Genomic DNA, 16,646 nt, shown 5'->3' on the forward strand with positions numbered 1-16,646 from the left:
GATTTCCCGGAATTAATTAATGGTATAACTATTTAATGATGTTAAATTTAAGCCTCGTTAATTAGTTGAATTCCTTTTCGATTTACTAGTAATGGATATAGAACTTATGAGCAAAACGGCTGTAAGCAGCCAAGTGTATGATATCCAGCTTATCGTTGAAAATTTCTGATTATAGGTAACCCATTCAAAGCCTCCAATAATAGCTAATATAAGAACAGAAAAAAATATCCCCCATCCTTTCTGAAAGGACATGTAAGCTAATTGCAGCATAGAAGTTAAATATAAAGCCAAAACCGCGGCAGTAATTGGRGCAACGACCCAAATACTTATTGAAAAAAAGCTGCCTGAAATCATGAGCTTGCCAAACAAAAGAACAGATGCAGCCAATAGAAAAAGCCCCCAATACTTAAAAGGGCTTCGCGATTGTTGGTAAGCCGCAGACCGTTTGTGGTTCCTTTTCCAATCTAAGTAACGATATATGAAATAAAGTCCCGGTATAGCAGCTCCAAGAACCGATAACGAGAGCTGGAGAATATGATAGACATAATCGCCCATGACCTGGGATTGCAGAAAAGGGACTCGAAGTACGAACCAGCCTCCGCTATGCGTAAAATGATCCAAAAACACATGGGATAAAAATCCAATAAATAAGGAAAAGATAAACCTTATCCAGTCCTCGATCTCGCTCATACGCCAAGTCCGGTTCAAATAAGAAGCATATTGATGAATACCACCGATTTTTGGCAGCAGCTCTGGCAGGGAAGGCTTAATAATAAAGTGAAATCCAAAAGCAAAAGTGATACAAATGGGCAGAACCAACAGAAAAAATCCTTCTATGGAATGGCCAATGGAACGAAATGGCTGCATCGCGATAAAGTACTCTATGTCCGGAGACATGCTGCCAAGGATTAAGCCCGTCATGCTTAATGACGGAATTACCTTCTTTAGGGGTGCCGCAAACAAAGGGTGTGACAACGTAAATGGCATGCGGGTTTAAAGCCTCCTATTATTCTTTAAGTGTACCGAACTTAGGCAGCGGCCAAATGCGCAATACCGCTTTTCCCTCAATGCTTGATCTGGCGATTGGTCCAAGTGCACGGCTGTCCATGCTATGTTCACGGTTGTCACCCATGACAAACAACTGTCCATCCTCTATCGTAAAAGGAACGGGTACGCTGCCGGCAAATGTCCGTCCTTTAACGTATTCTTCGTTAATTTTTTCTCCGTTTAAATATACTTCTCCGTTTTGGATATCAATGACATCTCCCGGAATGCCTACGACACGCTTGATCAACCTCAAATCACTCTCCGGTCCATTTATAATGACAATATCGCCATGCCGCGGCTCATGAAAATGATAGGACCACTTATCTTCGATTAATCGTTGACCAGCAATTAGTGTATTTTGCATGGAAACATTTTGAACCTCGGATTGCGCATATACATAGTTTTGAAACAGCAGGGCTGCGATAACGGCAATCCCTAGCGATAGCGTCCATTCTCTTAATTCCTTCATAAAACGTTTTGATTGTCGTTTTTCTGTTTTCATTCGGTTTCACCTCTTCAATTAATAATAACTGCTGCTAGGCGCTATTTAAAATGCCTTTGCTTAATACGCATTTGATTGGGGAAAGTTTCCATATACACTCTGAAAATAGAAAGTGACAATGGAAGCCCTGATGCGCTAAAGTGGAAACGAAAGGGGGCTTCCGCAAATATGAATCCGATCTCCGCGGCGCAGCGAGTTCTATTTACAACGATAACCATTTTATACTGGACTTCTATGTACGTATATGTCCCAACTTTATCGCCTTTTCTTAGTGATCGCGGTTTTTCCCTGCCTTTTATCGGCATCGTGCTGGGAAGCTACGGCTTCGTTCAAATGTTCGTGCGATTCCCGCTCGGTATTATGTCCGACCGTTTCGGTAAGCGCAAGCCATTTATTCTACTCGGCATGTTGACGGCTTGTATAAGCTGCCTCCTATTCCTCATCCCCGGTCTGTGGCTTTGGCCGCTCGCCGGCAGACTTATGGCAGGAGTTTGTGCTTCCACGTGGGTGGCATTCACCGTTCTGTACGCCAGTTTTTTTGGTGCTGGACAAACAGGCAAGGCGATGGGAAATATTAGCGTTATGACGGTATCCGGTCAAATGATTGGTATGCTGCTAAGCGGCTGGCTCACAGACGGCTTTAGCGCGAATGCCCCATTTATGATGGGAGCTGTCATCGCAGTACTGGGGCTGGGTCTTGCTTTTATGCTGAAAGAACCTCGTTCCGAGCAAAAGGATCAGCCAGGAATGTCATTTGCAATGATTAAAAGTGTCGTAAGAACGAAAACGCTTTTACAGGTGTCCCTGCTCTCCATTCTTGCGCATGGTGTCCTCTTTATTACGATGTTTGGCTTTACGCCGCTCAAGGCCGAGGAGCTGGGAGCAGACGGGCTAAAGCTGACGATAGTTGTATTTGCATTCATGCTCCCTCATGCTTTTGCTTCACTCGTGACAGCAAGATGGTTCACGCCTCGTTTTGGTTATTGGGGAACGATAGGCATTGGTTTTATTCTGAGCACCGTTTGCACTGCGGCAATGGTTTTTGGGGATTCTTTCGGCGTTTTGGTAGCTACGCAAGCGGTGAACGGCTTTGCCCAAGGCCTGCACATGCCTCTGCTGCTTGGTCTGGCCATTCGGGATGTTGCGCTTCCCGGTCGAGCGACAGCAATGGGATTATATCAAGCTTTATATGCCATCGGCATGTTTTCTGGTCCTTTTTTGGCAGGATGGCTGAACGAACGCTGGGGCCTAAACGGAGGATTTTTATTCGGTTCGCTGCTTGGCGCGTTAGCATTCGTGTTAGTCGTTGTATGGGCAAGATCCGAGCATAAAGTCGCTCAGAACAATCAGCTTCATCGCAAAGAGGAGATTACAGGATGACTAGGCCGCAACTTGTACTTGATATCGGCGGTGTGCTTGCATCCAATTTGTCACCGCTTTTCTGGCAGCTTCTTGCGGCTGATGTCGGTGTTGCTGAGGATGTAATCTATGGTGATTATAAAAAACAGGTGAGCGAACGATTATGGACGGGCGTTATTACAGAGGAGCAGTTTTGGGACTGGGTCCAGTCCTATGCGCATCAGCTAAACAAGGAGCAGGCTCGAGGCTATATTGATCGGAGTCTTCAGCCTCTTCCTGCTCTCGCAAAAGTGGCGGAATGGAGTGAAGTCGCAGAAATCCATCTGCTCAGCAATCATCTATCTGCATGGGTTGATCCTATTGTTCAGCCGATCAGACCTTATTTGAAAAGTATGACCATTTCTAATGAGGTCGCTTTGAAAAAGCCTCATCCGGATATCTTCACTATGGTCATTGAAAAATTGCCTGCTGGCAGTCCCGTTTTATTTGTCGATGATCATCCCAAAAACACAAAACAAGCAGCTTCGCTTGGCTGGCGAACGCTGCTTGCTGATGAGGAAGGGCTTTGGATTAACAAGGTCATTCCGCTTTTAAAGCAAATAGGCGAGTAACAGAAGTAGAGCTCCGCTAACGAACCCGACGCTGAACAAACCTGCATCCGCTTGGTTGAAGCGAAGACGAAAGGCGTAAGTCGGCTTTCGCTTCTTATAACCGAAGCCGCGTGCTTCAAGAGCATCTGCCATTTGCTCGGCCAAACGGAGAACGGAACGTACATAAGGAATAAGAATAGGAACCAAATTTTTAAACGGGACCGTTTTTAAAGGCGTGACCGCTTTTCCTCTCGCATGGGCAAGCTTGGCAAATCGCTCCCACTCCCCTATCAGCAACGGAATAAATCGAAAAATAAGCGTAACGATAAGGGCGAAGGAATGAATAGGCAGCTTTATTCTCTCAAGAAATCCAAAAGTTTGCTCAATGGCACGCTGCAGTCTATATGGTGTCATCAGCTTTAGGATAGGCATGCTTAAAACCATGACAAGCAGCAGCTTTCCAAACCTCAGAGCAATCGGCCATACCTTATCCCAATCGAAGGAAAGCGGCTCAATTCCAATCCCGCCGATTATACAAAAAATGATAATCATAATGGCATACGCCCGAATGACTCGGATCCAAGGCCATATAAGCGCTCGAAACGGCGCTAGCAGAACTAAGATAACCAATGCAGCTAACGACAGCTCCAAAGCTGTTTTTTGCGCCAATACGCATGCTGCCAGAAATAAATAGACGAGTATAACCGCACGAGGATCGAAGCGGTCTGGACGAAGCAGCTTCGATCCTATAACTGCCGGCGCTGTAATAAAAAGCTGTTGTTCGTTAGTGAACGCCTCTGCCTCTTCAGGCTTCCCCGACATTGCATCCCTTTGTCTTTTTTCTAATTTGTGCTCCTTCGCATCTGAACGTACGCTTTTTTCGCTTCTTGATTCAACAGCATTCGCAGCGCGTCTGTTTCCGCTTGTAACAACGGCTTCATGCTCCTGCGCCCTGCGCTCCAGCTCCGCGACAATCGCCGCTGCAGTCTCGCGCGGTGCCGGCCACGGCGCTCCGCTGCCCAGCGCCGCCTCTTGCGGCGGCAAAGCCGCCTTTGCGCGCAGCTCCGCCACCGCGCGAAGCGCCTGCGGCACAGCGGCGGCATGCGCGATCGCCACCGCTGGCGCCGCTGCACGGACCGTGCCGCCGCTAACCACGGCGACCGCGTCCGCCAGCGGCAGCAGCGCGTCGAGGTCGTGCGTGGCTACGACCGCTCCGCGCCCTGCCGCCCTGTGCGCTTCGAGCACCGCGCACAGGCGGCGGATACCGACGGCGTCAAGACCCGCCGTCGGCTCGTCGAGCAGCAGCCATTCCGGCTGACACGCCAGCAAGCAAGCGATTGATAGCCGTCGCTGCTGCCCTCCGCTGAGCGTCCAGGGATCACGCTCCATGGTCTCCAGCGGCAATCCAACCTCTGCTAATGCATGCTCAATCCTCTTCACGGCGCTTGCTTCATCCAGTCCGTAAGGCTTAAGCGAATACAAAAGCTCATCCCGTACTGTCGCCGCAAACCACTGCGATTCAGAGCTTTGCATGGCTATGCCATATTTGAGCGCCACATTTCGGTTTATCTGTTTACGTCTTTTTCCTTTTATCCAAAGGTCTTCATCGCCGAGCTCGATGTTGCCCTCCTCTACCTTCCGAATACCTGCCATCGTCTCTAGAAGCGTAGATTTACCGGCTCCATTGCAGCCGATTAACAGCGTAATTTCGCCAGCTTTAATAAACATATTAATATCTTTAAGCAGCTCTTTTTTATCAGTGCCTTCGGCGACAACGGTTACGCCGGTAAGCTTCCAATCAGATTTCATAGCGCTTCACCGCCTCTGCCAACATGTTAGCGGTGAAGGGAAACGGTCTCAATCGAACGCCTTGTGTATCCAGCTCCCAGGCTATCTGGGCCGCATATGGAGCCTCAAAGCCAAGCTTCTCGCATAAGCTGTCATTCTCTCCCGCTTGGGATCTGACAAACCAAGCTTCGGCTTGCCCGTCAAACAAAATAGTTCCCTCGTCCATCGCAATGATCCGATCGCCTGGCCGCAGTTCATCCAGCTTCTGTGTGATCCAAATAACCGTCACTCCCGACTGCTGCAGGCCTCTTACGCGCTCCATCACGGAGCTCGCAGACTCCGGATCCAGCATAGCCGTTACTTCATCAAGCACGAGTATTGGTGTTTTCGCTGCCAAACAACCTGCTATAGCAACAAGCTGCTTCTGTCCCCCGGACAAGGTTTCAATCGGCTGATGAAGCCGCTCACCCATACCCACATTCCTCAGCGCACACTCTGCTTCATAAGGTATGTCCAGCGCCTCCAGCCCATTTTGCTCGAGCATAAGCACGACATCCTCCCAAGGGGTCGCCCCGATCATCGCAGCTTCGGGCTGCTGCATGACTATGGGGATCGGCTTGCCTTGCGCTGCAGTCTCAATGCTGCGTAATACTTGGCCTGTGACACCCGCAATACGGAAACCAGCAGCAACTTTTGCCACAGTGCTTTTCCCGCTTCCGTTACGGCCTAAGAGCGAAATCCACTCCCCTTGCCTGATGGAAAGAGACACATCCTTTACAATTGGCTGCAGCTTTTGTCCATCTAACATCGTTGGCGGTGTCACTGTTATTTGCTTTAATTCGATTTGATACACATGGTTCAACTTTATTCACCCAGCCTCTTCCCCAAAACGATTGACTATGCTACAATTCGATTTGTTAACCTAACTTAAATATAAATGGTTAACAATAAAACTACAACTACATAAAGGAGTCGTTATCACCATGCAAAGCAATAATATTCGATCGCTTGTATTTATCGCCTTATTCGCAGCACTTTTTATCATCATGAGTTCACTTACAATTAAGTTTGGAGGCTCGTTTGTTCCAATTACCCTTCAAACATTGGCCGTTATATTAGCCGGCCTTTTCCAAACACCGCGCAACRCATTTTTGAGTATATTTGTTGTCATTGTTCTTGCCGCCTTTGGCTTGCCTTTGTTCAGCGGCGCAGGCGGAATTACACATCTCATCGGCCATACCGGCGGTTTTATCTTCGCTTTTCCGTTTTGTGCGCTTTTAGTCAGCCTAGCGGTAGGAGCATATCTTCGCAGCTCGGGCTCAAAAGGAAATAAAATGATCGCATTTATCGCTTTTTTCGTTATTTTCGAGTTGTTCAGCTCATTAAGCGCTTATGTAACAGGGATTCCGTGGCTTATGCACGTTCTCGATTTTTCCTTCCAGAAAGCAATGACAGTCGGTTTTTATCCGTTCATTATCGGCGATGCGCTGAAATCACTCGTAGGTGCGATTCTTGCCGTCTCTTTAACACCTTACATCGTATACATTCGCTCGTCAACCGCCAGCCTCAGCAGGCAGCAAACATCTTATAAAGCTTAAAACACACCATAAACGAAACGATATAAAAACCGCTTATTCCTTCTTTGATCTTCATCAAGGAATAAGCGGTTTTTTACGTTATTACCGTAGTCATGTGCATTCTTAATGCTGAGTGAGCACGTCAAAAAGCGCCTGTCCTATTCGGCAAGCGCTTCTGATTTGTGCTCTATTTGTTGTTTATCGCTTTGCTTAGTCGCTGCATTCTTCTGGAGCCGGCTCCGATGCATCCTCTACGCTAATCTTCTCGGAAACCGTGTCGCGTACAATGGATATGACGAGCTGCAGTAAGTAGTTGATATCCGTTTGGCTTTGCTGGAATTCAGAGACAATTGGAATGCCGTCAAGCTCATCCTGCAGCGTTTCCATTTCGCCTTCAATTTTTTTAACCATGTCCGCGTTTTTGAAAGTCGTTTCGAATGCCACAACTTCCTTTTGTTTTTTCTTAATCTTTGTAATAAGCTGCTGTACGCGCTCATTGCCATTGATTTGCTGCTCCGCGCGGCGATAGTGCTGTACTTCCTCCGATGTGAAAATCAAATCGGCCAGCTCTTTCGCTTTTTTCGAAATATCCTCACGAACGATTAAATCGCGGGTATGGAAGCTTGGAATTCCGCAGCCTTCCCCGTGTTCGTGATCATGATCGCAATGCGCTGCTTGATTTTCTGCTGTATGCTGCTCTGCCATTTGTCATCTCTCCTGTTTTCCCGTTAGCTAACGGCTTCTTGTGCGCTCTGTTCTATAGATTCGGCTTTGATATACCAGGTTTGAGCTTCTGTAACCTTAGCCATGACGAATTGTCCGATCCATTCCTTGGGACCTTCCAAATGTACTAATTTATTCGTGCGCGTGCGACCCGAAAGGGTGCTCGCATTGTTCTTGCTCTCGCCTTCAATGAGCACCTCAACAATTTGACCTATCAACTGCTCATTCTTTTCTCTCGCATTAGCCGCGAGCTGCGCGTTTAGACGCTGCAGGCGCGCCTTTTTCACCTCTAGCGGAACATTGTCCTCCATGCCGGCGGCAGGAGTTCCTTCACGCGGAGAATATAAGAAAGTGTATGCTGAATCAAATCCGACTTCCTTAACTAGCGTCATCGTATCTTCAAATTGCTCATCTGTTTCACCTGGGAAACCAACGATTATATCCGAAGTCAGCATCGCGGTCGGAATCGCTTTTTTAATTTTTTCAACAAGCTCCAAATACATTTCACGCGTATACTTGCGGCTCATTCGTTTCAATATTTCACTGCTGCCGGATTGAACGGGTAAATGGATATGCTCTACCAGGTTGCCGCCCGTGCCAAGCACTTCAATTAAATGATCGTCGAAATCACGCGGATGGCTCGTCATAAAACGGATACGCGGAATATCGATTTTGGACATGTCAAACATCAGATCGCCAAAGCGGTAGCTGATGTCCTCAAAATCCTTGCCGTACGCATTAACGTTCTGTCCAAGCAGCGTAATTTCTTTAAAGCCCTGTCTGGCCAGTTCGCGCACTTCAGCAATAACGTCCTCAGGCCGCCTGCTTCGCTCCTTGCCTCGTGTGTATGGAACGATGCAGTAGGTGCAAAACTTATCGCAGCCATACATAATATTAACCCAAGCACGCATTCCTTCGCGTTTCTTAGGCATATTTTCAATAATATCGCCTTCCTTGGACCATACTTCAACGACAAGCTCTTTGCTGAAATAAGCGTTCTGCAGCAAATAGGGCAGCCTATGAATATTATGCGTTCCAAAGATCATATCGACAAAAGCATGCTTTTGCAAAATACGCCCGACAACCGATTCCTCTTGGGACATACAGCCGCAAACGCCCAGCAGCAGATCCGGCTTTTCGGTTTTCAGCGTCTTCAGGTGGCCAAGCTCGCCAAACACTTTATCCTCCGCATTTTCACGGATTGCGCATGTATTAAGTAGAATCACATCCGCAAGCTTGCGATCCTCCGTAGCGGTATACCCCATCTCTTCGAACATGCCCTTCATAACCTCTGTGTCATGCTCGTTCATTTGGCAGCCGTACGTTTGAATCAAATAATGCTTGCCAACGCCCATCGTCCGCAGCTCGTCTGGTATCGCGAAGTCATAATGCACCTCGATATCCTCTTTGCCGCGTTTCTTCTCATCCTTATGGCTGGGTGCAGCATTTATATTGACGATCCTTCCTTTAATGCGGTAGGTCGTTGAATTCTCGTCTTGGTCTATCACTTTCGCATCGCTAAAATCAAAATATTTGGAGTAATCCTTAAGCTGGTTTTGCTTCTTGTCCGAAGCGAGCTGGTTACTATCCTTCGTCAATGCCGATTCACTTCCTTATGGGTACTAATAGTTGCCTCGTACGCTTGTATAGCCCAATTCAGTATTATACCAGTTAACGGAATAGAGGGTCAATAAAGGTCAAACAAAATCGGTCCTGAATTTCTTCACATGTATATCCCATTGCATATTTAAGATGATTGAAAGTATGCGGCGAGTGTATTGAGATTAATGAATGAGCCGCATAGGCCGGATCAACAGATTTAATTTGTTCCTTTTCGATAGCTTCTTTAAAAAGCTCGCTGATCGTATGATGCAGAAATACATATGGCGGTGATTGAAAAAAATCGGACTTATCATCCTCCATTTTTTTGTAGGTATGAAGCACGCCCAGCCATTCCGATTTATGATCTATAAATGCTATGATCTTGCGCATCACTATGCTTAATCGCTCTTGTACAGAAAGCTGTGTTCCCGTTTTTAAAATGTCATCGATCTCTTTGATGAAAATCTCGAAGTTTTCTTTCATCATATCCATACACAATTCGCCTTTGTTTGAATACCGACGATAAAGGGTGCCTTGTCCAATGCCTACCGATTTGGCGATTTGATGCATGCTGACCGATTCTACCCCATGCTCCGTAAACAAGTGATTGGCAGTATGCAGGATTGCTTTGCTCAATGCTTGTTTCGTTCTGCCGTTTTCTGGTGCAGTCATCGTTCCTGTCTCCTTTTCCCGCTTTACAAATGAAACGATTGACAATTGCTCAAATCGTCTTTATTATTCAGTAGTGCGGACAATTGTCCGCACATAGATGCGGTCATCTTTTATTGTAGCCTGATTCGTTAGGGCAGGTCAACAAAAGGAAGAATAGACCCCTATAGAAGAGATAGGAGGAAATGAAATGGCTTCAACAACACAAAAAGCAGCACCCACTGGCGATCCCATGTCGATTCGCAATATTCTCCCACCGCTACTCGCCATCATTGTCGGTATGTTTATGGTCATCTTGGATGGTACAGCAATGAATGTAGCTATGCCGGGCTTGATGGCTGATTTCAAAAGCTCAATGTCTCTCGTGCAATGGACAATAACGGGCTATGCACTTGCACAAGCCGCTGTTATCCCATTAGCGGGATGGATGTCCGATCGTTTCGGAGCGAAGCAAATTTTCTTGTTCTCCATCATTATGTTTACGATCGGCTCTGGACTTTGCGCTCTCGCAACAACTGCCGAGCAGCTTATTGTATTCCGAATCATTCAAGGTTTAGGCGGCGGTATGGTAGCACCAATAGCTATGGCCTTTACTTTTAGACTCAGCCCTCCAGGCAAGCAAGGGGCCGTTATGGGTATGATCGGTATTCCAATGCTTCTAGCTCCTGCATTAGGACCTGTCGTGGCAGGCTGGCTTGTTGATTATGTATCTTGGCACTGGATTTTTATCATTAACCTCCCAATTGGCGTTATTGCCGTTATCGTAGGCATTCGCACTCTTCCTAAGGTTGAACGAAAACTCGTGCCTTCCCTTGATTTCTTAGGCATGATTTTTGCTCCTCTAGCATTCGCTATGCTCGCTTACGGCGTAAGCTCCGCAGGCGGCGGCGAGGGCGGCGCAGGCAGCGGTTGGACCTCGCCTGAGGCTCTGATCGGCATGATTGTAGGCGGCATCGCTCTTATTATCTTTATCATCGTTGAGCTGAGCCGTAAAGAACCATTGCTTGAACTGCGTGTTTTCAAATCAAGCAATTTCACGCGCGGCATCATACTGCAATGGATCGTTCAAATCGCTTTGTTCGGAACATTATTCCTAATACCTATTTTCTTACAAATCGCCAAAGGCTACTCTGCGTTTGACACCGGTCTTATTTTGTTGCCGCAGGCTCTTGCAGCTGGTATATTCATGCCGATCGGCGGCAAGCTGTTTGACCGATTCGGAGCGCGGCCTATTGTCATTACAGGCTTAGCCATTGTTACCGTAGCAGGCTTCATTTTAAGCCAAATTTCAGCAGAAACAACCCTTCTTACACTAATGATTCCGATTGCTATGCTTGGCGCAGGTATGGGCTTATCGATGATGCCACTTAACACGCACATCATGCAATCCGCTCCAAAAGAGCTGGTTAGCCGCGTTACTTCGCTTACTGCAGCCGCACAGCAGGTTATGACCTCTTTTGCGATCGCAGGATTGTCAACCATACTCGCAAGCAGAATAGAGCACTACGGTACGACTAATCCAGGACCGAATGTCGTCTATTCTTCTTATGGGGATACGTTTTTCATTCTAGCTTCTATTTCTATCATCGGTGCGATCGTTGCCTTCTTGCTGCGCAGACCGAAGCAAGAGCTAGGCACAAGCCCGGATGAAAAGCCTGAAGTTTCCATGATGATGGGCCACTAAATTCAATTTTACTTATAAGGATATCAAGCGTAAACGGCTGTCGCCGTCCTCTGTGGCAAAAGCAGTCGTTTCGCGGAGATATATAAGCACATTTATATATGAAAACATATAAATTCGTATATAAAAAAAGCCAGCTTCCAGGTCGTCATTGACGAAATGGAAGCTGTCTCTTTATATACCTTCATAAGCACTTCATTTGCCATAGAGGACGGTGACAACCTTTTACCCTTGTTCAAGGCCTAATCAATAATTTCAGCTTTATCTCCGTTCTTCACGCCTGCCGCGTTCGCTTCATCGGTATCGATATGCATATCAAGCGCGAATTGATCAGATACGCGTGCAACTACATTTTCGAAAATGACGCCGCGCTCGCCTGCAAAACGTACCCGAAGCGACTGCTTATCCGCGATGCCAAAGCGCTCAGCATCGCTTGTGTGGAAATGAATATGCCGAGCAGCAACAATTACACCTTCCTCAATGACAATCTCACCTGCAGGCCCCTGAAGCTTGATGCCCGCTGAGCCCTTTGTGTCACCAGATTCCCTAACGGGAGGATTTACGCCAAGCGCGAATGCATCTGTGCGAGAAACTTCAAGCTGAGTCTGTTTTCGTGTCGGACCTAAGATTCTAACCTTCGCAAAACTGCCCTTCGGTCCAACAACAGCAACGGTTTCATTGGCTGCATATTGGCCGGGCTGAGACAATGGTTTCATTTCCGTTAACTCGTAGCCAGCACCGAACAGCAGCTCGACATGCTCCTGTGATAAGTGAATATGTCTGGCAGATACTCCAATTGGAACTTCGTTATGTATCATGTTGTTTGTCACTCTCCTGCTATATAATGAACGTTTTTCCTCAACTTTCGAAAGAAAAAGCATACGGCTGTTCAGCCGCATGCTTATCATACCACTTATTTAAATTCGGCAACAAGCTTCTCGAATTCCTCTGGGGTAATCTTGATATTTTGCTTGGCCAAGCCTTCCGCCTTGAAGCCCGTAACGAGATCCTCGTAAGACTTACGTGTTTTGTTTTGATAAATAAGGCCAGTTAGCATGCCGTTAGTTTCCATGATCTTATTCATCGCTAGCACGCGATTCGTTGGATCGTAATCCGGGAATTGTTCCAGATTGACGATATTTTCTTTAAACCAATCATAGGTGTTGATTTTGTTGAAGGTCACGCATGGGCTGAATACGTTGATTAGAGAGAAGCCTTCATGGTTGATCCCCTCTTCAATCAGCCTTGTCAACTGCTTCAAATCGCTCGAGAACGATTGGGCTACAAATGTAGCTCCTGCAGACAATGCGATTTCAAGCGGAGAAAGCGTTGACTCGATCGAGCCTTCCGGCGTCGATTTTGTTTTAAAGCCCTCTGCGCTGCGCGGTGACGTTTGACCTTTTGTTAAACCGTATATTTGGTTATCCATAACAATATACGTGACGTTCAGGTTACGGCGAATGGCGTGAACCGTATGGCCCATCCCAATAGCGAAGCCGTCACCGTCACCGCCTGAAGCAATGACCGTAAGCTCGCGGTTAGCCAGCTTAACGCCCTGCGCGATAGGAAGCACTCGTCCGTGAATGCCGTGGAAGCCGTATGCGTTAATATAACCGGAAATTCGCCCTGAACAGCCGATTCCGGAAATAACCGCTAAATTCTCAGGCTCAAGGCCTACATTGGCTGCAGCCCGCTGAATAGCTGCTTGAATGGAGAAATCTCCGCAGCCTGGGCACCAGTTAGGTTTTACATTATTTCTAAACTCTTTGAACGTTGCCATCTAGACTCAACTCCTTACAGGCTTTGTGAATGTCGGAAGGCAAGAACGGATTACCGTCGTATTTCAGCAAGCTCTCGATTTTTTCTGCGAAACCGGCGTTCATTTTTATTTGAGCAGCGAGCTGTCCGGTAGCATTGTTTTCGATGACAACAACTTTTTTCGCCTTTTGCAAGTAAGGAAGCAGAGGTTTCGTTGGGAACGGGTGAATTTGACGAATCGTTATATGGTTTGTTGATATACTATCACCTATAAGCATGCTTCTCGCCTCGTCAATTGTGCCGCCTGTGGATCCCATGCCGATAATGAGCAAATCTGGCGTATCATGAGGAGCATCCACTCGGATTGCATCGCGAATGTACATGTCGTTCAGCTTGTTCAAACGTTTATCCATCATGTTTTGACGGTTTAATGCGTTTTCGGATGGACGTCCCGTTTCATCATGCTCGACACCTGTTACATGATGAAGACCGCCTTTTTCACCCGGCAATACACGTGGAGATACGCCGTCATCCGTAAGCTCATAACGTTTAAATAAATCATGGCCTTCAAGCGCAGGCACATTTTCGACAAGCTTGCCGCGTTTGATTTCTATTTTTTCATAATCGAGCGGTTCGCAAGATTGTTTGCCTAGAGACAACTGCAGATCCGTCATCAAAATAACCGGTACCTGATATTCCTCTGCGAGGTTAAAGGATTCTAATGTGTCGTAGAAGCAATCCTCGATGGAGGCCGGCGCAATAACGATCTTCGGAATTTCACCGTGTGTACCGTAGACCATTGCGTTGAGATCGGATTGCTCTTGTTTCGTAGGAAGACCTGTCGATGGACCGCCTCGCTGCGTATTCACAATGACAAGCGGTGTTTCTGTCATGCCCGCCAAGCCGATTGCTTCCATCATGAGGGATAGACCTGGGCCCGCGGATGCGGTCATCGTACGAACTCCGGCATAGTTTGCTCCAATCGCCATCGTAACTGCCGCGATTTCATCCTCTGTTTGCACTACAGTACCGCCAAATTTGGGCAGCTTCTTAATCAAATATTCCATAATCTCGGAAGCAGGCGTAATCGGATAAGCGGCCATCAAGCGGCAGCCTGCCGCAATAGAGCCCAGACCAATTGCTTCATTGCCGATCATGAACATTTTTTGCTGACCGTCAGCCGGGTCAAGCTTGAACTCGTCGAGTGGTCCGCCTGCTTGCTCAAGAACAAACTCGGCACCGCGTTTAACTGCTTCGATATTTTTCTCAACGATAGCCGCGCCTTTACGTCCGAACTCCTCTTCGACCGCTTTATTGAATACTTCAATCGGCAGTCCAAGCAGTGCCCATGACGCTCCGGACGCAACCATGTTTTTCATCAAGGATGTGCCGAGCTCCTCGGCCATAGCCGTAATCGGAACCGAAAATAGTCTTGCATTAATGCCTTCCGGGATGGTTGGATTGAACTTCGCATCCGCAACAATCACGCCGCCAAGACGCAGTTCCTTCGCATTCAAATCGATGCTTTCCTGATCGAATGCAACTAGAATATCTAAATCATCGGAAATCGCACGAATCGGTTTCGTGCTTATACGAATTTTATTATTCGTATGTCCGCCTTTGATTCTCGATGAAAAATGCCGGTAACCATATAAATAATAGCCCAAGCGATTAAGCGCCGTGGAAAAGATTCGGTCCGTACTCTCTACGCCTTCTCCTTGTTGGCCCCCGATCTTCCAAGACAATTGACTAATCAAAATGCCCAACTCCTCTTTTTCTAGAACGTGCAAATATTCAATATCGTCAAGTAATTATATCGTAAAAGTCATAACAGTCACAACAATTTTAAAGCGCAGCATTACAAAAATCAAGATGTAAACGCTTAACAAAAACATAGTTTGTTTCGATCAATTCCATACCGCAAACAGATTGAACCATTTTTAAGAAAAAGGTAGATTTTTTCGGAGAAAACGCAGCGCGTTGCCGGACATAAATTGTTCGGTTTGCTGCTCAGTATACCTTTTCAGCAGCGCGTCCTGAAGAGCGATAAGCTCACCAGGATGTGTTAAGTCCTGCATGTATCGGTCAATGCCGTCAAAATCCGAGCCTAGCATGATATGGGATTCCCCGCCCAGCTCGCAGATATGCTCAATATGGCGCAGCAAATCATCGATGAGCACAACTTCTGAGCTCGATACAAACCAAGGCACGAACGTTATGCCAATCAAGCCTTGCTTCGCTATAATCTTCTCAATCTGTGAATCATTCAAATTGCGAGGGTGATCGCAAATCGCCTTAGCATTAGAATGTGATGCAAGAATCGGTTTTTGCGAAAGCTCAGCAACGTCCCAGAATGCACGCTCTGACAAATGGGACACATCTAATAGTATATCCAATTTATTGCATTCTTCTACTAATAATTTGCCTAAACTCGTCAATCCGCCGCCTCTCGGCTCCATCGCGCCGTCTGCAGCCCAGTTAGCATGGTTCCAAGTTAATCCCGCAGCGCGGATTCCTAATTGATGCAATATGCGAAGCAGGGGCATTTGCCCTTGAAGACCGTCAACACCTTCAAGCGACAACAGCGCTCCAATTTTTCCATTTGTTATACAGAAGTCCAAATCCTTAGCCGTCCGAATCCACATCATGTCCTCGCAAGTTAATACCATTTGGTGAAATCGATCCACGCTTTCCAGAATAGGCTCTAAACGCCCGTTCATCGATTGCGGAATATAGATCGCAAAAGTTTGTAGAATCGTCCCTGCCGCCTTTAAACGCTCGTATGTAACATCTAAACTGCCAGGCTTGCTGGCTTGAAAAGTAAGTTTTTCATTAATTAGCAGTTTGCAGAGCACATCGCAATGAAAATCTATTACTTTCATACACGCACCTCACCATTCGTATGACTCACAGCAAAAAAACCTGTCTACGACGTAAACAGGCGAATCATTTCATTTTATCCAATTGGCTTATTCATTTCCGCCTCTTGGACTTGCTACCGAGGTTCAACAATCAATTTGATTGCTGTTCGATCCTCCCCGTCAATAACAATGTCAGTAAAAGCCGGAATACAAATTAAATCCACCCCGCTGGGAGCGACAAATCCTCTAGCAATCGCAACGGCTTTGATTGCTTGGTTTAACGCACCAGCTCCAATGGCTTGCAGTTCCGCACCACCACGTTCACGAAGAACGCCAGCTAGCGCACCTGCAACGGAATTTGGATTGGATTTTGCTGAAACTTTTAATACATCCATAAAAAGAACCTCCCCTTGGACTGTTGGATGGATTCCACTTTTAAATAGTATTCGGGGGAGATTAAAAAATTCCTGCTTTTATTCCGTCAATTCA

16 protein-coding genes are annotated in these 16,646 nt (G+C 46.7%); 4 read left to right on the forward strand and 12 right to left on the reverse strand.

Features of this window, described 5'->3' with window-relative positions; all coding sequences use genetic code 11:
• Positions 1 to 57 precede the first annotated feature (57 nt).
• Complete coding sequence (locus tag AC1DLI_RS13805; RefSeq protein WP_477603460.1) at positions 58 to 987, reverse strand: DUF4184 family protein; 930 nt, start codon at positions 985 to 987, stop codon at positions 58 to 60.
• A 19-nt stretch (positions 988 to 1,006) separates the two neighbouring features.
• Complete coding sequence (gene lepB / locus AC1DLI_RS13810; protein WP_477603462.1) at positions 1,007 to 1,549, reverse strand: signal peptidase I; 543 nt, start codon at positions 1,547 to 1,549, stop codon at positions 1,007 to 1,009.
• Between the two features lie 168 nt (positions 1,550 to 1,717).
• Between lepB and AC1DLI_RS13815 the strand changes: the two genes are divergently transcribed.
• Together AC1DLI_RS13815 and AC1DLI_RS13820 are read left to right on the forward strand one after the other, a co-directional pair.
• Positions 1,718 to 2,929, forward strand: coding sequence for an MFS transporter (locus AC1DLI_RS13815; protein WP_477603464.1), 1,212 nt, complete (start codon positions 1,718 to 1,720; stop codon positions 2,927 to 2,929).
• On the forward strand, positions 2,926 to 3,519 hold the full coding sequence (locus tag AC1DLI_RS13820; protein WP_477603466.1) for an HAD-IA family hydrolase: 594 nt from the start codon (positions 2,926 to 2,928) through the stop codon (positions 3,517 to 3,519). The genes AC1DLI_RS13815 and AC1DLI_RS13820 overlap by 4 nt, the downstream gene beginning before the upstream one ends.
• Here AC1DLI_RS13820 and AC1DLI_RS13825 read toward each other — a convergent pair.
• Together AC1DLI_RS13825 and AC1DLI_RS13830 are read right to left on the reverse strand one after the other, a co-directional pair.
• On the reverse strand, positions 3,499 to 5,307 hold the full coding sequence (locus AC1DLI_RS13825) for an ATP-binding cassette domain-containing protein (RefSeq protein WP_477603468.1): 1,809 nt from the start codon (positions 5,305 to 5,307) through the stop codon (positions 3,499 to 3,501). The genes AC1DLI_RS13820 and AC1DLI_RS13825 overlap by 21 nt on opposite strands.
• A complete protein-coding gene (locus tag AC1DLI_RS13830) occupies positions 5,297 to 6,139 on the reverse strand; it encodes an ABC transporter ATP-binding protein (protein ID WP_477605004.1) in 843 nt (280 codons plus the stop codon). The genes AC1DLI_RS13825 and AC1DLI_RS13830 overlap by 11 nt, the downstream gene beginning before the upstream one ends.
• 130 nt (positions 6,140 to 6,269) lie before the next feature.
• On the opposite strand from AC1DLI_RS13830, the gene AC1DLI_RS13835 reads away from it, so the two are divergent.
• Positions 6,270 to 6,884 carry a biotin transporter BioY gene (locus tag AC1DLI_RS13835; RefSeq protein WP_477603470.1) on the forward strand — a complete coding sequence of 205 codons (615 nt, stop codon included), beginning with the start codon at positions 6,270 to 6,272 and terminating at the stop codon, positions 6,882 to 6,884.
• 189 nt (positions 6,885 to 7,073) lie between these two features.
• Here AC1DLI_RS13835 and AC1DLI_RS13840 read toward each other — a convergent pair whose 3' ends face one another.
• The 3 genes from AC1DLI_RS13840 to AC1DLI_RS13850 form a co-directional block, all read right to left on the reverse strand.
• On the reverse strand, positions 7,074 to 7,568 hold the full coding sequence (locus tag AC1DLI_RS13840) for a YlbF/YmcA family competence regulator (RefSeq protein ID WP_477603472.1): 495 nt from the start codon (positions 7,566 to 7,568) through the stop codon (positions 7,074 to 7,076).
• 23 nt (positions 7,569 to 7,591) lie between these two features.
• Positions 7,592 to 9,184 carry a tRNA (N6-isopentenyl adenosine(37)-C2)-methylthiotransferase MiaB gene (gene miaB / locus AC1DLI_RS13845; protein WP_477603474.1) on the reverse strand — a complete coding sequence of 531 codons (1,593 nt, stop codon included), beginning with the start codon at positions 9,182 to 9,184 and terminating at the stop codon, positions 7,592 to 7,594.
• A 73-nt stretch (positions 9,185 to 9,257) separates the two neighbouring features.
• Complete coding sequence (locus AC1DLI_RS13850) at positions 9,258 to 9,860, reverse strand: TetR/AcrR family transcriptional regulator (protein WP_477603476.1); 603 nt, start codon at positions 9,858 to 9,860, stop codon at positions 9,258 to 9,260.
• A gap of 187 nt (positions 9,861 to 10,047) precedes the next feature.
• Here AC1DLI_RS13850 and AC1DLI_RS13855 point away from each other — a divergent pair, with 187 nt between their 5' ends.
• Positions 10,048 to 11,541: an MDR family MFS transporter gene (locus AC1DLI_RS13855; RefSeq protein ID WP_477603478.1), complete on the forward strand. Its 1,494-nt coding sequence runs from the start codon at positions 10,048 to 10,050 to the stop codon at positions 11,539 to 11,541.
• 239 nt (positions 11,542 to 11,780) lie between these two features.
• On the opposite strand, the gene pduL is transcribed toward AC1DLI_RS13855, so the two are convergent.
• The 5 genes from pduL to AC1DLI_RS13880 all read right to left on the reverse strand — a co-directional run bounded on the left by pduL (position 11,781) and on the right by AC1DLI_RS13880 (position 16,552).
• The gene (gene pduL / locus AC1DLI_RS13860; RefSeq protein ID WP_477603480.1) at positions 11,781 to 12,356 is read right to left on the reverse strand and encodes a phosphate propanoyltransferase; all 576 of its coding nucleotides are present in this window, start codon (positions 12,354 to 12,356) and stop codon (positions 11,781 to 11,783) included.
• A gap of 95 nt (positions 12,357 to 12,451) precedes the next feature.
• Positions 12,452 to 13,318 carry a 2-oxoacid:ferredoxin oxidoreductase subunit beta gene (locus tag AC1DLI_RS13865; RefSeq protein WP_477603482.1) on the reverse strand — a complete coding sequence of 289 codons (867 nt, stop codon included), beginning with the start codon at positions 13,316 to 13,318 and terminating at the stop codon, positions 12,452 to 12,454.
• Entirely contained in the window at positions 13,296 to 15,053 is a 1,758-nt protein-coding gene (locus AC1DLI_RS13870; protein WP_477603484.1) for a 2-oxoacid:acceptor oxidoreductase subunit alpha, read from the reverse strand. The genes AC1DLI_RS13865 and AC1DLI_RS13870 overlap by 23 nt, the downstream gene beginning before the upstream one ends.
• Positions 15,054 to 15,236: 183 nt before the next feature.
• Positions 15,237 to 16,178, reverse strand: coding sequence for a dipeptidase (locus AC1DLI_RS13875; protein WP_477603486.1), 942 nt, complete (start codon positions 16,176 to 16,178; stop codon positions 15,237 to 15,239).
• A 113-nt stretch (positions 16,179 to 16,291) separates the two neighbouring features.
• Complete coding sequence (locus AC1DLI_RS13880) at positions 16,292 to 16,552, reverse strand: stage V sporulation protein S (protein ID WP_006036664.1); 261 nt, start codon at positions 16,550 to 16,552, stop codon at positions 16,292 to 16,294.
• Positions 16,553 to 16,646 lie beyond the last annotated feature (94 nt).

It is taken from the genome of Paenibacillus sp. 01T443, assembly GCF_056398325.1.